We start from the raw sequence: 16,080 nt of genomic DNA, 5'->3' as shown, positions 1-16,080 counted from the left end.
AGCGCATCCCGCGGGAAGGGCCGCGCCGCTCGTTGAGCGGCGGTCGCTCCACTTCGTCCTGACGCTGCGTTCATGTGCGGGATGCGCGAGCGCATCCCACAGGAGGGTCGCGCCGCGCGCTGATCCCCCACCTCCTCGGAAGCGGGTCCCGGCTGTCGCCGGGGCCCGCTTCCGTCGTTCCGGCGCGCCATGCGGCTCACTCGAGCCGCATGGGTGACGTCCAGGCGCCTTCCTGCCGTCGTCCCGGCAACTCCCCGACACGCTTCTTCAGCGATTACGCAGACACGCCGTTCTGTTACCGATCCGCAACGCCGGACACGGCGTGTTCGCGGGTTCCCTTCGGCGTGTCGCGTTGACACGCGCCGCTCAGTTGTTCTGCGCGGATTGTGTGATCGTGCGCGGGTGTTGCTACGGTGCCCCCGACCAGTCGACACCCCGGCTCGCCTCGCGCACTCCCCACTGCGGTACCCCCAAGCGGCAGACCCCAGCCGCTTCCGCAGCCCTGCGCGCCGTGCCGCGACCCCCGCCGTGCAGGAGACCTCTGTCGTGAACCCCCGTAGGACGCGCCGCACCGTCGCGGCCGCGCTCGGCGCCGCCGCCGCACTCACCCTCGCCGTTCCCGCGCTGTCAGGCGCCGTCGCGGCGCCCGCCGCCCCCTGCTCGTCGGTCAGCGTCGACGTCGGCACCACGGCCGCGGCCCGCGCCGCGGTCACGCGGATCACCGCCTGCCTCGGCACCGTCGAGCGCACGGCCGAGAAGGCCGGCCGGGCGGCGCAGATCAGCGCCGAGCGGTACCACCGGGCGGCCGACGCCGCGGCGAGCGCGGCGCAGCAGGCGCACGCCGCCGACCTCGCCGCGCGGGCCGCCGCGGCGAAGGCCCGCAAGTCGCGGGCGCAGGCCGGCCTCGTCGCCGTGAACCTCGCGCGGCACGGCAGCGACGACGGCACGACCGGGCTCATGCTCGATGGCGGCGGGGCGGAGCGCGTGCTCTACGGCCTGAGCCGCATGTCCGAGCTCTCGGTGCAGTCCGTGCGCCTGTCCCGCATCGCCGCGCAGGACAGCCGCACCGCCGCCGGCCTGCAGGCGAAGGCCGAGTCCGCCTCCGCAGCCGCCCAGCGCACCGCCAGCGCCGCCGCCTCGGCCTACACCACGGCCCGGGCCGAGGCGACGGCGACCGCGGAGGTCGTCCGACGTCAGCAGGCCCTCCAGCACGTCCTGCAGGCGAAGCTCGCGACCCTCGTCGCCCGGGACCGTGCCGTCGCCGCGGCTGCAGCCGCCGCGACGAGGGCGGCGGCGCCGGCCGTGGCGCCCGTGACCCCGTCCGGGGCCTCCGGCTCGTCGTCCGGCAGCGCGCCGGTCCGCTCGAACGGCGCCGCCGGCGCCGAGGCCGTCGCCTTCGCCCGCGCGCAGATCGGCAAGCCGTACGGCTTCGGCGCCGCAGGGCCGTCGGCCTACGACTGCTCCGGGCTCACCATGGCGGCCTACGCGGCGGCGGGCATCGGCATCGGCGGCCACACGGCGACCGGCCAGTACGCGGCCGCCGCGGCCGCCGGCCAGCTCGTGCCGTTCGCCGACGCGCAGCCCGGAGACCTCGTCTTCTACACGGACGGCGGCGGCGACATGTACCACGTCGCGATCTACGCGGGGGGCGGCAGCATGATCGAGGCGCCGTACGCGGGCGTCCCGGTTCGCGAGACCGCCGTCCGCGGCTACCAGCTCGTCGGCGAGGTGGCGCGCCCCGGCGCCTGATACGCCGCGGGTAGGGTTCCGGACCATGCCGCTCGGACCCGATCTGGCCGCCGCGGGACGCCGTCGGTACGTCTCGCTCACGACCTTCCGCCGCTCCGGCGTGCCCGTCGCGACGCCGGTCTGGGTGGCGCCGTACGGCGACGCGCTCGTCGTCACCACGCACGCGAGCACCGGCAAGGCGAAGCGGCTGCGCAACGACCCGGCCGTCGAGCTGCGCGAGTGCGACGCGCGCGGCCGGGTCCGGCCGGGCGCGCCGGTCGTCCTCGGCCGCGCCGAGGTCCTCGACGACCCCGCCGACCACGAGGGCCCGCTCGCCGCCCTCGGCCGCAAGTACGGGCTGGTGTTCGGCGGGTTCCAGCTGATCGAGCGGCTGGCCGAGCGGCGCGGCGCGAAGCGTGTGATCCTGCGCATCACCGACCGCGCCGCCTGAGAGGATCGACGGCGATGACCGATCCCGACGTCGACGACGAGGCGCTCTCCTGGGCCGGCGACGATCGGCTGCAGGTGGGTGGTGGGACCGCGCCGAGGCCCGCCCGCGTCCGCGTCCCGCGTGACCCGGCCGCGCCTCAGGGCGGTCTCGCGCTCGTGCTGCTCGGCGTGCTGGGCGGGATCGCCCTCCTCGAGACGCTCGGCTGGATCCGCAGCGTCACGAGCGCCACGATGGCGGCCACGGTCACCGGCGGCACCGGCGACCCGGTCTCGGCGGCCGGCTACGCGGTGAACGTGATCGGCCGGATCGCCGCCGTGGCCGCCGCGCCGCTCTGGTTCGTGCTCGCCGCCTGGCGCATCCGCACCCCGTCACGTCGCGTGGCGTGGCTCCTGCTCGGGGCGGTGGTGCTCGTGCCGTGGCCGGCGCTGCTGGGACTGCTGTGAGCGCCGATCCGGGCACCGCGGCCGAGCCCCGCCGGAGCGACGCGGCCGCGGAGGCCGCGGAGCGCCGGGCCCGCCGCCGCCTCGCCTCGCTCGCCGTCGCCCTCGCCTTCCTGCTCGCGTTCCTCTGGGAGCTGCTCGGCGCCGTGTCGAACCTGCTCGCATGGCTCGGCTTCGCCGCCGTGGTGCACAGCAGCCTGAGCGCCTTCGCGTGGGTCGTGCTCGCCGCCGGCATCGCCGTGCCCGTGCTCACCTACGGCGCGACCGTCTGGCTCGGGCGGCGCCAGGCGCCCGGACGCCTCGCGCTCATGCTCCTCGTCGCGTTCTGCGCCTCCCAGGCGCTCACGCTCACCGTGCTCGCCGTCTTCCAACGGGGGATCGGTGTCCGCTGACGCGCCGCGCTAGCGTGGCGGCGTGAAAGCGATCCAGTTCGGTGCGGGCAACATCGGGCGCGGGTTCGTCGGGCAGCTGCTCGAGCGCAGCGGCTACGAGGTCGTCTTCGCGGACGTCGTCGACAGCCTGATCGACGCGCTCGCCGCCGCCGAGTCGTACACGGTGCACGAGATCGGCGAGGGCGGCACCGACTCGGTCGTCTCGAACTTCCGCGCGATCAACAGCCGAACCGACGAGGACCGCCTGATCGACGAGATCGCCACGGCGGACATCATCACCACCGCGGTCGGCCCTCGCGTGCTGCCGTTCGTCGCGCCGGTGATCGCCCGCGGCATCGCCCGGCGCATCGAGGCGGGGGGCGAGGTGATCGCTGGTCCCGACCAGCGGCTCGCGGTCTTCGCGTGCGAGAACGCGATCAACGCCACCGACGCGCTGAAGGGCCTCGTGGTCGCCGCGCTGCCCGAGTCGGAGGCCGACGCCCTCGATGCCGTCGCCGTCTTCGCGAACACGGCGATCGACCGCATCGTCCCCGCGCAGGATCCCGCCGCAGGCCTCGACGTGACGCTCGAGCCGTTCTTCGAGTGGGTCATCGACCGCACGCCGTTCGGCGGCGAGCCGCCGGCCATCGATGGCGTGCACTGGGTCGACGACCTCGCACCGTTCATCGAGCGCAAGCTCTTCACGGTGAACACCGCGCACGCGACGGCCGCGTACCACGGCTTCGTCCGCGGCGTCCGCGGCATCACCGACGCCATCGGCGACCCCGCGATCCGCTCCGAGGTCGAGGGCGCCATCGCCGAGACCCGGTCGCTGCTCGTCCAGAAGTTCGGCCTCGACGAGGCGGAGCAGCGCGCCTACGGCGAGACGATCCTCGGGCGGCTGTCGAACCCCGACCTGCCCGACACCGTCGAGCGCGTCGGCCGCGGGCCGCTGCGCAAGCTGAGCCGCAACGAGCGCTTCATCGGGCCGGCCTCGCAGCTCGCCGAGCGCGGGATGCCCCGCGACCATCTGCTGCGCGCGGTCGAGGCGGCGCTCGCGTTCGACACGGAGGCCGACGCCGAGAGCGTCGAGCTGCAGGCGATCCTGCGTCGCGAGGAGCCGGACGGCGCCGTCACGGTGCTCACGGGCATCGAGCCCCGGCATCCGCTGTTCGCCGACCTGCTGCCGCTCTTCCGCGCGCGGTCCGAGGCGCTCGGGCGCGGTCGCTGACCTCCGACGTCATGCGGTCGGGGCGCTGCAGCAGGCGCCAATAGGCTGGCCGCGGCCCGCACCCGCCGCCCCGAGGAGGACCGACGACCGTGACCAAGCCGATCGTGCTGCTCGCGGAGCAGCTGTCGCCGGCCACCGTGGACGCCCTCGGCCCGGACTTCGACGTGCGCGAGGTCGACGGCACCGACCGTCCGGCCCTGCTCGCCGCGCTCGCCGACGCGGACGCGCTGCTCGTCCGCTCCGCGACGAAGGTCGACGCCGAGGCCATCGCGGCCGCGCCTCGGCTGCAGGTCGTCGCCCGCGCCGGCGTGGGACTCGACAACGTCGATCTGCCCGCCGCGACGAAGGCGGGCGTCATGGTCGTGAACGCGCCGACCTCGAACATCGTCTCGGCCGCCGAGCTCGCGATCGGGCACCTGCTCGCCCTCGCCCGCCACCTGCCCGACGCGCACGCGTCGCTGAAGGCGGGGGAGTGGAAGCGCTCCCGCTTCACCGGTGTCGAGCTCTACGACAAGACCGTCGGCATCGTCGGGCTCGGCCGCATCGGCACCCTCGTCGCCCAGCGCCTCGCGGCGTTCGGCGTCACGCTCGTCGCCTACGACCCGTACGTGACGCCCGCCCGCGCGCAGCAGCTCGGCGTCGGCCTCCTGTCGCTCGACGACCTGATGCGCCAGGCCGACTTCGTCACCGTGCACATCCCGAAGACACCGGAGACCACCAGCCTCATCGGCGCCGAGCAGTTCGCGGTCGCGAAGCCCTCGTTGCGCATCGTGAACGCGAGCCGCGGCGGCATCATCGACGAGGACGCGCTCGCGCGGGCCCTCGCCGAGGGGCGCATCGCCGGCGCCGCGCTCGACGTGTTCGTGCAGGAGCCGCCCGCGAACGCGGCGCTGCTCGCGCAGCCCACCCTGCAGGTCACGCCGCACCTCGGCGCCTCCACCGACGAGGCGCAGGAGAAGGCGGGCGTGGCCGTCGCGCGGAGCGTCCGGCTCGCGCTCGGCGGTGAGCTCGTGCCCGACGCGGTGAACGTGGCGGGCGGCGTGATCGACCCGTACGTGCGGCCCGGCATCCCCCTCGTCGAGAAGCTCGGGCAGGTGTTCGCCGGCCTCGCCGACGGTCCCGTCGCGACCCTCGACGTCGAGGTGCGCGGCGAGCTCGCCGGCTACGACGTGAGCGTGCTGAAGCTCGCGGCGCTGAAGGGCTTCTTCGCGAGCGGCGTCAGCGACCACGTCTCCTACGTGAACGCGCCGCTGCTCGCCGAGGAGCGCGGCCTGCAGGTGCGGCTCATCACGGACCCGGTGAGCACCGACTACCGCAACGTCATCGCCCTCCGCGGCGCGACGACGACCGGCAGCACCCACAGCGTGGCCGGCACGCTGACCGGCCCGAAGCAGGTCGAGCGGATCACCGAGGTCGAGGGCTACGAGGTCGACGTGGCGGTCGCGCCGCACCTCGTCGTCTTCACCTACACCGACCGCCCCGGCATCGTCGCGCAGTACGGCGCGCTGCTCGGCGAGGCGGGCATCAACATCGCGGCCATGCAGATCGCGCGGCGGGCCGCCGGCGGCGAGGCGCTCAGCGTGCTGACGATCGACTCACCCGCGGCGCCCGAGGTGCTGCAGGAGGTGTCGCGGCGCATCGAGGCCACGAGCCTGAAGGCGATCGACCTGGTCGACTGAGCCGCTCCGGACCCCTCTGATCGCGTCCCGGCACGGGCGCTAGCCTGATCGGGCGCGACAACGAGGGGAGCCACCTGTGTCCCGACGCATCCGCCTCGCCGTCATCGGCGGCGACGGCATCGGTCCCGAGGTCGTGGGCGAGGCGCTCAAGGTGCTGCTCGCCGCGGTCGGCGACGCCGCCGAGATCGAGACGACCGAGTTCCGGCTCGGCGCCGAGCGCTTCCTCGCCACCGGCGACGTGCTGCCCGACGCCGAGCTCGCCGCGATCGCCGAGCACGACGCGATCCTGCTCGGCGCGGTCGGCGGCCGCCCCGGCGATCCCCGCCTCGCAGGCGCGAACATCGAGCGGGGTCTGCTGCTGAAGCTGCGCTTCGCGCTCGACCACTACGTGAACCTGCGGCCCACGGTGCTCTACCCGGGCTTCCCGAGCCCGCTGGCCGACCCCGGCGCGGTCGACTTCGTCGTCGTCCGCGAGGGCACCGAGGGGCCCTACGCCGGCAACGGCGGGTCGCTGCGCACCGGCACCGACGCCGAGATCGCCACCGAGGTGAGCGTCAACACGGCCTACGGCGTGCGTCGCGTCGTCGCATACGCGTTCGCGAAGGCCGCCGAGCGCCGGAATCGGCTGACGCTCGTGCACAAGACGAACGTGCTCACCTACTCGGGCGCGCTCTGGCGGCGCATCGTCGACGAGATCGGGGCCGACTACCCGGACGTCGTCGTCGACTACCTGCACGTCGACGCCGCGACGATCTTCCTCGTCACCGACCCGGCCCGCTTCGACGTGATCGTCACCGACAACCTGTTCGGCGACATCCTCACCGACCTCGCCGCGGCGATCGGCGGCGGCATCGGGCTCGCGGCGTCCGCGAACCTGAACCCGGACCGCGCCTTCCCGTCGATGTTCGAGCCGGTGCACGGCTCCGCGCCCGACATCGCGGGCACCGGCAGGGCCGACCCGACCGCGGCGATCCTCTCGGCCGCCCTGCTGCTCGACCACGTCGGCCTCACCGAGGAGGCAGGCCGGGTCACCACCGCCGTGCTCGACGACCTCGCCGCGCGCGACGGGTCCGCCCGCACCACAACCGAGGTCGGGGACGCGGTGCTCGCCGCGCTGCCCCGCCGCGCTGCGAAGGAGTCCCGTTGACCGACACCGCCACGATCCCGCTCGAGTTCACGACGACGCCGTCGCAGCAGGCGAAGGCCGACGCCGAGCGCGAGGCGATCCTCGCCGACCCGGGCTTCGGCAAGTACTTCACCGACCACATGGCGACCATCTCCTGGAGCGTCGACGAGGGCTGGCACGACGCCCGGGTGGTGCCGTACGGGCCGCTCTCCCTCGACCCGGCGTCCGCGGTGCTGCACTACGCGCAGGAGATCTTCGAGGGTCTCAAGGTCTACCGGCACGCGGACGACTCGATCTGGGCGTTCCGGCCCGAGCAGAACGCGCTGCGCATGCAGCGGTCGGCCGCGCGGCTCGCGCTGCCGCTGCTGCCGGAGGGGCACTTCCTCGCCGCGGTGCAGCGCCTCGTCGAGGTCGACAAGGCCTGGGTGCCGGGCGCGCCCGAGACGAGTCTCTACGTGCGGCCGTTCATGATCGGCAGCGAGGCGTTCCTCGGCGTCCGCGGTGCGCACGAGGTCGACTTCCACGTGATCGCCTCGCCTGCGGGCGCCTACTTCTCCGGCGGGGTGAAGCCCGTGAGCATCTGGCTCTCGCAGGAGTACACGCGCGCCGGTCGCGGCGGCATGGGCGCGGCGAAGACCGGTGGCAACTACGCGGCGAGCCTCCTGCCGCAGGCCGAGGCGTACGAGCAGGGCTGCCAGCAGGTGCTGTTCCTCGACGCGGAGGAGCGGCGCTACGTCGAGGAGCTCGGCGGCATGAACATCTTCTTCGCGTACGGCGACGGCCGCATCGTCACGCCGGCGCTGTCGGGCACGATCCTCGAGGGCATCACGCGGTCGAGCATCATCGCGCTCGCGGAGGAGCGCGGGCACACCGTCGAGGAGCGGCGCTTCTCGATCGACGAGTGGCGCGAGGGCGTCGAGTCCGGCGCGATCACCGAGGTGTTCGCGTGCGGCACCGCCGCGGTCGTCACCCCGATCGCGCAGGTGAAGGCGCAGGACTTCACGATCGGCTCGGCCGGGGCTCCGGCGGGCGCGCTCACGATGAGCCTCCGCGAGGAGCTGACCGGCATCCAGTACGGCCGCCGCGAGGACCACCACGACTGGATGGTCCGCCTGGCCTGACCTCCTGCCCCGCTCCGGTCGCAGTCCGCGTCGCGCTCGCGCTGAGCAGGGCGACGCGAGCTGCGACCCGGTCGAGGACGCGGCGGCGCCCGTGCGCAGGTGGAGTCGTTCCCGACCCGCCGGACCGGCGCGAGCTGCGACCGGAGTGCGGGTCAGCGGGTGATGCCGAGGCGGCTCAGGGCGCGGTCGGCGAGCGGCTTGCCGCCCGTCTGGCACGTCGGGCAGTACTGCAGCGACGAGTCCGCGAAGCGCACCTGGTGGATCGTGTCGCCGCACACCGGGCAAGCCTCGCCGGTGCGGCCGTGCACGCGCATCCCCGACCGCTTCTCGCTCTTCAGGTCGGACGCGGCGAGCCCCTCCGATCGGCGCACGGCGTCGGCGAGCAGCTCCCGCATCACCGTGTAGAGGCGCGCCACGTCGTCCGGCGCCATCGACGCGGGCTTGAAGGGCGACATCCTCGCGGCGTGCAGGATCTCGTCCGAGTAGGCGTTCCCGATGCCCGCGATCAGGCCCTGGTTGCGGAGCACCCCCTTGATCTGCGCGCGGCCGGCGCCGTGCAGGATCTCGGCGAAGCGCTCCTCGGTGAAGGCGGGATCGAGGGGATCCGGTCCGAGCGTCGCGATGCCCGGCACGGTCAGCGGGTCGGTCACGACCCAGATCGCGAGCCGCTTCGTCGCGCCCGCCTCCGTGATCGCGAGTCCGGAGCCGTCGCGGAGCGCGAGCCGCCCGGCCATTGCGCCGCGGCCGGTGCGGGGCTTCGGCAGCACGTCGTACCAGCGGATCCAGCCGGCCTTCGCGAGGTGGACCACGACATGCAGCGACTCGAGGTCGAGGTCGAGGAACTTGCCGTGGTGCGTCACCTCGCGCACCTCGAGACCGGCGACCGCGGAGAGCGGCGGGTCGAAGGTCTTCAGAGCGGAGATCGACGTGACGTCGAACCGCTCGACGACCTGCCCCTCGAGCCGCTGCGACAGGTCGACGGCCAGGGCGTGCACCTCCGGCATCTCGGGCATGCGCTGATTCTGCTCCGATCAGGCGGTCCATGCGCCGACTACGGCGTCGCCCACACCTCGTCCGCGCCGTCCTCGCCCTCGACGTCGAGGTCCGGGCGGCGCTCGAGGCCGATCGCGGCGGCGACGCGGGCGCTCGCGGTGTTGGCGGGCCGGACCCGCGCGACGACCGGCCTGCCCGGATCCACCTCCTGCGCCCGCCGCACCGCCTCGGCCGCCGCCTCCCGCGCGACGCCGCGCCCTTGCGCCTCGGGCAGCAGGCGGTAGAGCAGGTTCCACACCGGCCGGTCCGCGAGGCGCACCGCCTTGACGCCGCACACGCCGAGGCCGGCGCCGTCCTGCTCGACGACCCAGTAGCCGAGCCCCGCGTCCCACTGCTCCTGCCAGCGGCGCACCAGGTCCCGCGCCTCCTCGAGGGTGTGCAGCGCATCCGACGGGTTGTGCCGCACCCCGTCGGGATCGTTCAGCAGCGTGAGCACGAGCGGCGCGTCGTCCTCCGCCGGGCGGCGCAGCAGGAGGCGGTCGGTGCGGACGCGCTCGAGGGAGGGCACCGCAGCATGCTCCTCCCGGCTGCCTTCCCCGGGCTCTCAGTAGGCTCGGGGAGTGAAGATCGCGCGGTTCACCTCGGGCGGGAGCGACCCGCAGTTCGGCATCATCGACGACGAGGACCTCGTCGTCCTCGAGGGCGACCCGATGTACCGGGGCTTCGAGTCGACGGGGGAGCGCATCCCGATCGCCGAGGCCCGGTTCCTCGCGCCCGTGATCCCGCGCTCGAAGATCGTCTGCGTCGGGATGAACTACCCGGAGCACAAGGAGGAGCTCGCCCCCGGGTCGAGCGACCGCCCGGTGATCTTCCTCAAGCCGAACACGGCGATCATCGGTCCCGGCGACCCGATCCAGATCCCGCCGGTCGAGGGCCGCATCGTGCACGAGGGCGAGCTCGCCGTCGTCATCGGCTCCGTCGCGAAGCGGGTGCGGGCCGAGGACGCCGACGACGTGATCTTCGGCTACACGATCGCGAACGACGTCTCCGCGCGCGACGAGATGTTCGCCGACGGCCAGTGGGCGCGGGCGAAGGGCTACGACACGTTCTGCCCCATCGGTCCCGTGATCGAGACGGAGATCGATCCCCGCGGCGTCGACATCCAGACCTTCGTCGACGGCGAGCCGCGCCGGCGCGGCAACACCCGCGACATGATCCACGGCATCCCCGAGATCATCGAGTACGTCTCGGACGTCTGGACGCTGCTCCCCGGCGACCTCATCCTCACCGGCACCCCGGCCGGCCTCGGCGGCTTCGTCGACGGGCAGACCGTCGAGATCCAGATCCAGGGCATCGGCCGGCTCGTGAACCCGGCCCGCAACCGCGGGTGACCCGGGCTCAGGGCAGCGAGACGAGCCGCGCGGCGAGGGCCTGCTCCGCCTCCCGCAGCGGCACGGGGCGGCAGGCGAGCAGCCGCCAGCGCTGCTCGGCGCCCTCCGGATCCGTGAAGCGCCCGACGGCGAGCGCGCGTCGCACCCGATCCACCGCCTCGTCCCGCCGGTCCGCCTCCGCGGCCAGGACCACGCGTGCGCGGACGACCGCACCCGCCGGCTCGGTCGTGGTGCGGTGGGGTGCGAGCGGGCAGGGACCGGGGTGCTCGAGCGCGCCGCAGAGCGCGACCGTGACGGCGCCGCCGAGCGCCCTGACGTCCGCGCCCTCCCCGAGCTCCGCCTCCGCTTCGACGGCGAAGGCCTCCCGCATCGGGACAGCATGGTGAGCGAGGAGGGCCGCCCGCAAGCCCGCGGTGCGCGGCTGCGCCCCGTCGCCGGGCTGGGAGTCGCGCTCGCGGCGGTGCTCGCCGGGCTGCTCGTGCACCTCGCCCTGCCGGCGGTGCCGCAGCTCACCGTCTGCCTCGTGCTCGGCGTGGTCGCGGCGCAGGTCCCCGCGCTCGTGCCGGTGCTCGACGGGCCGTTGAAGCCCGGTCTCGCGCTCGCGTCCCGCCGCTGCATGCGCATCGGCATCGTGCTGCTCGGCCTGCAGCTCGTCGTGGGCGACCTGCTGCGGCTCGGGTGGCCGACCATCGCGGCCGTGGTCGTCGTGACCCTGGTCGCGTTCGGTGGCACCTACCTCATCGCGCGGCTCGCGCGGCTGCCCGGGAACGAGCCGATCCTGCTCGCCGCCGGGTTCGCGATCTGCGGCGTCTCCGCCGTCGGTGCGATGGCGGCCGTCACGCGCAGCGACGCGAAGGAGCAGGCCCGCCCGGTCGCGCTCGTCACGCTCTGCGGCACCCTCGCGATCGTCGTGCTGCCGCTGCTCGCCGCCGCCGCGGGCATGTCGACGGCGGCGTTCGGCCGCTGGACCGGCGCCGGCGTGCACGACGTCGGTCAGGTCGTGGCGACCGCGCAGGAGTGGGGGAGCGCCGCGCTCGCCGTCGCCATCGTCGTGAAGCTGCTCCGCGTGCTGCTGCTCGCCCCGATCGTCGCGACGACGGGGCTCGTCCTGCGCGGTCGGGGAGCCGGTGCGCTGAAGGCGCCGATCGTGCCCCTGTTCGTCGTCGGGTTCGTCGTCGCCGTCGCGATCCGCAGCCTCGTGCCGCTGCCGCCGGTGCTGCTCGCGACCGCGGCCACGGTGCAGACGGTGCTGCTCGGCATGGCGCTGTTCGGCCTCGGCACCGGCATCCGCTTCCGCGCGCTCGCGGGTACGGGCCTGCGGACGGCGGTCGTCGGGCTCGCATCATGGGCGCTCATCGCGGTGGCGGCGCTCGCGGTCGTCGCGGCCTGAGCCGCCCCGAGGGGGACGCCCGGAGCGGGGCCGCCGCCGATCGGTAGGCTTGCGGGAATGGTCGATGCGCACCCGTTCTCCACCGCCACCGGCAGCGACGTGCGGGTGCGCTTCTGCCCCTCGCCCACCGGGTTGCCGCACGTCGGCCTCGTCCGCACGGCGCTGTTCAACTGGGCGACGGCGCGCCACTACGGCGGCACCTTCGTGTTCCGCATCGAGGACACCGACTCCGCGCGCGACTCGGAGCAGTCGTACGAGCAGATCCTCGAGGCGCTCGCCTGGATGGGGATCGACTGGGACGAGGGCATCGGCGTCGGCGGCCCCCACGGCCCGTACCGACAGAGCCAGCGGGGCGACATCTACCGGGACGTGATCGGGCGGCTCCAGTCGGCCGGCCACCTCTACGAGAGCTACCTCACGGCCGAGGAGATCGAGGCGCGCAACCGCGCCGAGGGCCGTGCGGTGCAGCAGGGCTACGGCAACTGGGAGCGCGACCTCTCCGACACCGACCGGCAGCGCTACCGCGACGAGGGGCGGCAGCCGGCGCTGCGCCTCCGTGTGCCCGACGCCGACCTCTCGTTCGACGACCTGGTGCGCGGTCCCATCACGTTCCCGGCCGGCAGCTTCCCCGACTTCGTGCTCGTGCGCCCCGGCGGCCAGCCGCTCTACACGCTCGTCAACCCGGTCGACGACGCCCTCATGCGGATCACGCACGTGCTCCGCGGCGAGGACCTGCTGCCGTCGACACCGCGGCAGATCGCGCTCTACCACGCGCTCATCGACATCGGCCTCGCCGAGTGGGTGCCGCGCTTCGGGCACCTGCCGCTCGTGCTCGGCGAGGGCACGAAGAAGCTGTCGAAGCGCGACCCCGAGTCGAACCTGTTCCTGCACCGCGAGCGGGGCTTCCTTCCCGAGGGGCTGCTCAACTACCTCGCGCTGCTCGGCTGGTCGCTCTCGCCCGATCGCGACGTGTTCAGCCGCGACGAGCTGGCGGCCGCCTTCGAGCCGGGGCAGGTGAACCCGAACCCGGCGCACTTCGACCTGAAGAAGGCCGAGGCGATCAACGGCGACCACATCCGCCTGCTCGACCCGGCCGACCTCGCGAACCGGATGCTGCCCTACCTGCAGCTCGCCGGTGTGCTGCCGGAGCAGCCCGACGACGCGCAGCTGCGGCTGCTCGCCGACCTCACGCCGCTCGTGCAGGAGCGGATGCAGCTGCTCGGCCAGGCGCCCGGCCTGCTCCCGTCGTTCTTCGTGACGGCGGATGCGCTCGTCGTCGAGGACGACGCCCGGAAGTCGCTGCCGGCGAACGCGGGCACCGTGCTCACCGCGGCCCTCGAGGCGCTCGAGCGGGTCGACGCCTGGAGCGTCGAGTCGGTGCAGCAGGCGCTGCAGGGGGCGCTCATCGACGGGCTCGGCCTGAAGCCGCGCGTCGCCTTCGGGCCGGTGCGCGTCGCCACCTCGGGCCGCCGCGTGTCGCCGCCGCTCTTCGAGTCGCTCGCGCTGCTCGGCCGCGACGAGACGCTCGCCCGCATCCGCGCCCTCGCCGCGACCGTTCCCGCCGCCACCCCGTGAGCGCGCCGGGCGCCGACCGCCCGGAGCCCGCGACCGTGCGCCGTGGATCACGTGTGGCGGTCGCCGTGGGGGCCGCGGTCGTGCTGGCGGTCGCCGTCGTGCTCGCCGCCCGCGGGCTGCGGGCCCTGCCGGCCGTCCAGGCGTTCGTCGCGCGCTACCCCGGCGAGGCCCCGCTGCCGGCGGACGCGCCGGTCGGCTTCCCCGCGTGGCTCGCCGTGCAGCACGCGCTGAACGCGCTGTTCCTGCTCTTCACGGTCCGCTCGGGCTGGCGCCTGCACCGCGCGGGCCGCCCGACGACGTTCTGGACGAGACGCAACACGGGCCTCGTCCGCACCCGCAACCCGCCCGTCCGGATCGCCCTCGACCTCTGGTCGCACTACGTGGCCGACACGCTCTGGGTGCTGAACGGCGTCGTGTTCCTCGTGCTGCTGCTCACCACCGGCCAGTGGCTGCGGATCGTGCCGACGAGCCCCGCGATCGTGCCCGCGGCCCTGTCGACCGCCCTGCAGTACGTGTCGCTCGACTGGCCGACGACCGACGGCTGGGTCGACTACAACGGGCTGCAGGCGCTCAGCTACTTCTCGGTGGTCTTCGTCGCGGGCCCGCTGGTGACGCTCACCGGCCTGCGGCTCGCGCCGGGCTTCGCGGCGCGGCTGCGCTTCCTCGATCGCGTCCTCCCGCTGAGGGCCACGAGGGCGCTCCACCTCTGGACCATGGTGTTCCTCGTCGTCTTCACCGCCGGCCATGTCCTCCTCGTGCTCGCGACCGGGGCCCTCAGGAACCTGAACCACCTCTACGCGCTGCGCGACGACACCTCGCCGGTCGGTCTGCTCGTCTTCCTCGGGACGCTCGTCGTCACCGCGCTCGTCGTGCTCGCGGTGCGGCCCGGCCTCGTGCAGCGCAGCGCGGCCCGCACGGGCGACCTGCTCGAGCGACCTGCGCGCCCGCGGCGCTAGCGCCGGGCCTGCCGCTCGAGCCAGGCGCGCACCGCGGGGTCGTCCGTGAGGGCGATCGCCGATGCGAAGGCGTCCGTCGCGTCGAGGCCAGCCTCGGCGAGCAGCGCGGCCCGGGCCGCGGCCGCGGGCTGGAACGTCGGCGGGGCGTCGACCTCGTCGAGCAGCGCGAGGCCGGCCCGGGGCCCGTCGACGCGAGCGACGGCGACCGCGTGCGCGACCCGGGCGCCGAGCGTGGGGGAGACCCGGACGAGCGCGGCCGACAGCCGCCTGACGGCCTCGTGGTCGACCGACCCCGTCGCGGCGCGGGCGGTGTGGGCGGAGCGGAGCGCGGCCTCGAGCTGGAAGCGGCCCGGTCGCCCGAGCGCCGCCGCCCGCCGCAGGTGGGCCTCGCCCTCCGCGAGGAGCGCCCCATCCCAGTCCGCGGGATCCTGCTCGTCGAGCGGCACGTACGCGGCGCCTGCGGGCCGGTCGACCGCCGCCGCGAGGTGCACGAGCGCGGCGAGCCCGAGCACCTCCGGGTCGTCGGCGAGGAGCTCGGCGAGCAGCCGGGCGAGGTGCAGGGCCTCCCCACGGAGGTCCGCGTCGCGGCCCCGCTCGCGCCCGACGGCGTAGGCGCCGTAGACCGCCTCGAGCACCGCGGGCAGCCGCTCGCCCCAGCGCGCGCGGTCCGGCACGCGGAAGGCGATGCCCGCGTCGCGGATGCGCCGCTTCGCCCGGACGAGCCGCTGCGCCATGGCCGGCACGGGCACCGCGAACGCGGACGCGATGCGCCGGGCGTCGAGGCCGAGCACGGTCTGGAGCATGAGCGGCGTGCGCGCGGCGGGGTCGACGCCGGGATGGGCGCAGACGAACAGCAGTGCGAGCAGCCGGTCCGGGAACGCGTCGGCGGGCAGGTCCTCGGCCGGGGTGTCCGCGTCGGCGTCGTCGAGGGGCACCGACGTGCGCTGCGCGGCCGAGCGCAGCACATCGGTGCGGCGGCGGCGGGCGACGGTGAGCAGCCACCCCTCCGGGCTCATCGGCACGCCGTCGCGCGGCCAGGTCGCGAGGGCGCGCTCGACGGCGTCGCCGAGCACGTCCTCCGCGAGCGCGAGGTCGCGGGTGGGTGCGGCGAGCACCGCGATCAGCCGGCCCCAGGAGCGCGCGACCACCTCGGCCACCACCGCCCTCGCGTCCGCGTCGATCACGCCGGCCGCCAGGACCCGTCGACGAAGCGGACGGCCGCCGGTCGAACCTCGACCGCGCCCCAGGTGGCGGACGGCGCACGGCCCGCCCAGTCGAGGGCCTCGTCGAGCCCGTCGACCTCGATCACGAACGAGCCGCCGATCTGGTCCTTCGTGTCGGCGAACGGGCCGTCCTGCACGTGCAGGGCCCCGTCGCGGGCCGTGACGGTGGTGCTCGCCGTCGACGGCTGCAGCACCTCGGCGGAGCGCAGCACGCCGGCCTCGTCGAGCGCCTCGGCGTACGCGCGGAACGCCTCCATGCCGGCCTCGAGCGCCTCGCGGCCGAGCTGCTCCTCGGACATCTCCGGGTAGTGCAGGAACAGGGTGTAGCGCATCGGATCCTCCTTCAGCGGCCGGACGATCCGACCTTCTCACTCACAAGGACGATCGAGCAGGGCTCCGATCGAC

Annotated in this window: 17 protein-coding genes; 12 read left to right on the top strand and 5 right to left on the bottom strand. The window is 74.6% G+C overall.

Translation table 11 applies throughout. The features are described from left to right. Positions 1–546: 546 nt before the first annotated feature. The 8 genes from QDR37_RS02950 (at position 547) to QDR37_RS02915 (ending at position 8,147) form a co-directional block, all read left to right on the top strand. Complete coding sequence (locus tag QDR37_RS02950; RefSeq protein ID WP_279712062.1) at positions 547–1,749, top strand: NlpC/P60 family protein; 1,203 nt, start codon at positions 547–549, stop codon at positions 1,747–1,749. A gap of 25 nt (positions 1,750–1,774) precedes the next feature. Then, on the top strand, positions 1,775–2,179 hold the full coding sequence (locus QDR37_RS02945; RefSeq protein ID WP_279712061.1) for a PPOX class F420-dependent oxidoreductase: 405 nt from the start codon (positions 1,775–1,777) through the stop codon (positions 2,177–2,179). Positions 2,180–2,193: 14 nt separating this feature from the next. Further along, entirely contained in the window at positions 2,194–2,622 is a 429-nt protein-coding gene (locus QDR37_RS02940) for a hypothetical protein (protein WP_279712059.1), read from the top strand. Continuing rightward, on the top strand, positions 2,619–3,011 hold the full coding sequence (locus tag QDR37_RS02935) for a hypothetical protein (RefSeq protein WP_279712058.1): 393 nt from the start codon (positions 2,619–2,621) through the stop codon (positions 3,009–3,011). The genes QDR37_RS02940 and QDR37_RS02935 overlap by 4 nt, the downstream gene beginning before the upstream one ends. Before the next feature lie 22 nt (positions 3,012–3,033). Next, the gene (locus QDR37_RS02930) at positions 3,034–4,221 is read left to right on the top strand and encodes a mannitol-1-phosphate 5-dehydrogenase (RefSeq protein WP_279712057.1); all 1,188 of its coding nucleotides are present in this window, start codon (positions 3,034–3,036) and stop codon (positions 4,219–4,221) included. Between the two features lie 89 nt (positions 4,222–4,310). Further along, entirely contained in the window at positions 4,311–5,900 is a 1,590-nt protein-coding gene (gene serA, locus QDR37_RS02925) for a phosphoglycerate dehydrogenase (protein WP_279712055.1), read from the top strand. A gap of 76 nt (positions 5,901–5,976) precedes the next feature. After that, positions 5,977–7,047, top strand: coding sequence for a 3-isopropylmalate dehydrogenase (locus QDR37_RS02920; protein WP_279712054.1), 1,071 nt, complete (start codon positions 5,977–5,979; stop codon positions 7,045–7,047). Further along, on the top strand, positions 7,044–8,147 hold the full coding sequence (locus tag QDR37_RS02915) for a branched-chain amino acid aminotransferase (RefSeq protein WP_279712053.1): 1,104 nt from the start codon (positions 7,044–7,046) through the stop codon (positions 8,145–8,147). Before QDR37_RS02920 ends, QDR37_RS02915 begins: the two co-directional genes overlap by 4 nt. A gap of 152 nt (positions 8,148–8,299) precedes the next feature. Here QDR37_RS02915 and QDR37_RS02910 read toward each other — a convergent pair whose 3' ends face one another. Both QDR37_RS02910 and QDR37_RS02905 read right to left on the bottom strand, forming a co-directional pair. Beyond that, on the bottom strand, positions 8,300–9,160 hold the full coding sequence (locus QDR37_RS02910; protein ID WP_279712052.1) for a DNA-formamidopyrimidine glycosylase family protein: 861 nt from the start codon (positions 9,158–9,160) through the stop codon (positions 8,300–8,302). Positions 9,161–9,198: 38 nt separating this feature from the next. Continuing rightward, positions 9,199–9,708 carry a GNAT family N-acetyltransferase gene (locus QDR37_RS02905; RefSeq protein WP_279712051.1) on the bottom strand — a complete coding sequence of 170 codons (510 nt, stop codon included), beginning with the start codon at positions 9,706–9,708 and terminating at the stop codon, positions 9,199–9,201. Between the two features lie 52 nt (positions 9,709–9,760). Here QDR37_RS02905 and QDR37_RS02900 point away from each other — a divergent pair, with 52 nt between their 5' ends. Continuing rightward, a complete protein-coding gene (locus QDR37_RS02900) occupies positions 9,761–10,531 on the top strand; it encodes a fumarylacetoacetate hydrolase family protein (RefSeq protein ID WP_279712050.1) in 771 nt (256 codons plus the stop codon). 7 nt (positions 10,532–10,538) lie between these two features. Here the strand turns inward: QDR37_RS02900 and QDR37_RS02895 are convergent, their stop codons facing one another. Then, on the bottom strand, positions 10,539–10,901 hold the full coding sequence (locus QDR37_RS02895) for a hypothetical protein (protein ID WP_279712048.1): 363 nt from the start codon (positions 10,899–10,901) through the stop codon (positions 10,539–10,541). Between the two features lie 9 nt (positions 10,902–10,910). Here QDR37_RS02895 and QDR37_RS02890 point away from each other — a divergent pair, with 9 nt between their 5' ends. From QDR37_RS02890 to QDR37_RS02880, 3 genes are read left to right on the top strand one after another with little or no spacing between them, the layout of a single operon-like run. Further along, positions 10,911–11,921: a putative sulfate exporter family transporter gene (locus QDR37_RS02890; protein ID WP_279712047.1), complete on the top strand. Its 1,011-nt coding sequence runs from the start codon at positions 10,911–10,913 to the stop codon at positions 11,919–11,921. A 57-nt stretch (positions 11,922–11,978) separates the two neighbouring features. After that, on the top strand, positions 11,979–13,496 hold the full coding sequence (gene gltX / locus QDR37_RS02885; RefSeq protein ID WP_279712046.1) for a glutamate--tRNA ligase: 1,518 nt from the start codon (positions 11,979–11,981) through the stop codon (positions 13,494–13,496). A gap of 53 nt (positions 13,497–13,549) precedes the next feature. Beyond that, a complete protein-coding gene (locus QDR37_RS02880; RefSeq protein ID WP_279712045.1) occupies positions 13,550–14,452 on the top strand; it encodes a cytochrome b/b6 domain-containing protein in 903 nt (300 codons plus the stop codon). On the opposite strand, the gene QDR37_RS02875 is transcribed toward QDR37_RS02880, so the two are convergent. After that, positions 14,449–15,636, bottom strand: coding sequence for a DUF6596 domain-containing protein (locus QDR37_RS02875; RefSeq protein ID WP_279712044.1), 1,188 nt, complete (start codon positions 15,634–15,636; stop codon positions 14,449–14,451). The genes QDR37_RS02880 and QDR37_RS02875 overlap by 4 nt on opposite strands. Further along, complete coding sequence (locus tag QDR37_RS02870; RefSeq protein WP_279712043.1) at positions 15,633–16,007, bottom strand: YciI family protein; 375 nt, start codon at positions 16,005–16,007, stop codon at positions 15,633–15,635. Before QDR37_RS02870 ends, QDR37_RS02875 begins: the two co-directional genes overlap by 4 nt. Positions 16,008–16,080 lie beyond the last annotated feature (73 nt).

Source organism: Amnibacterium sp. CER49, assembly GCF_029846255.1.
Classification (GTDB): domain Bacteria; phylum Actinomycetota; class Actinomycetes; order Actinomycetales; family Microbacteriaceae; genus Amnibacterium.
Note: the sequence above shows the minus strand (reverse complement) of the source record. Positions and strands in the feature narration are given on the sequence as shown.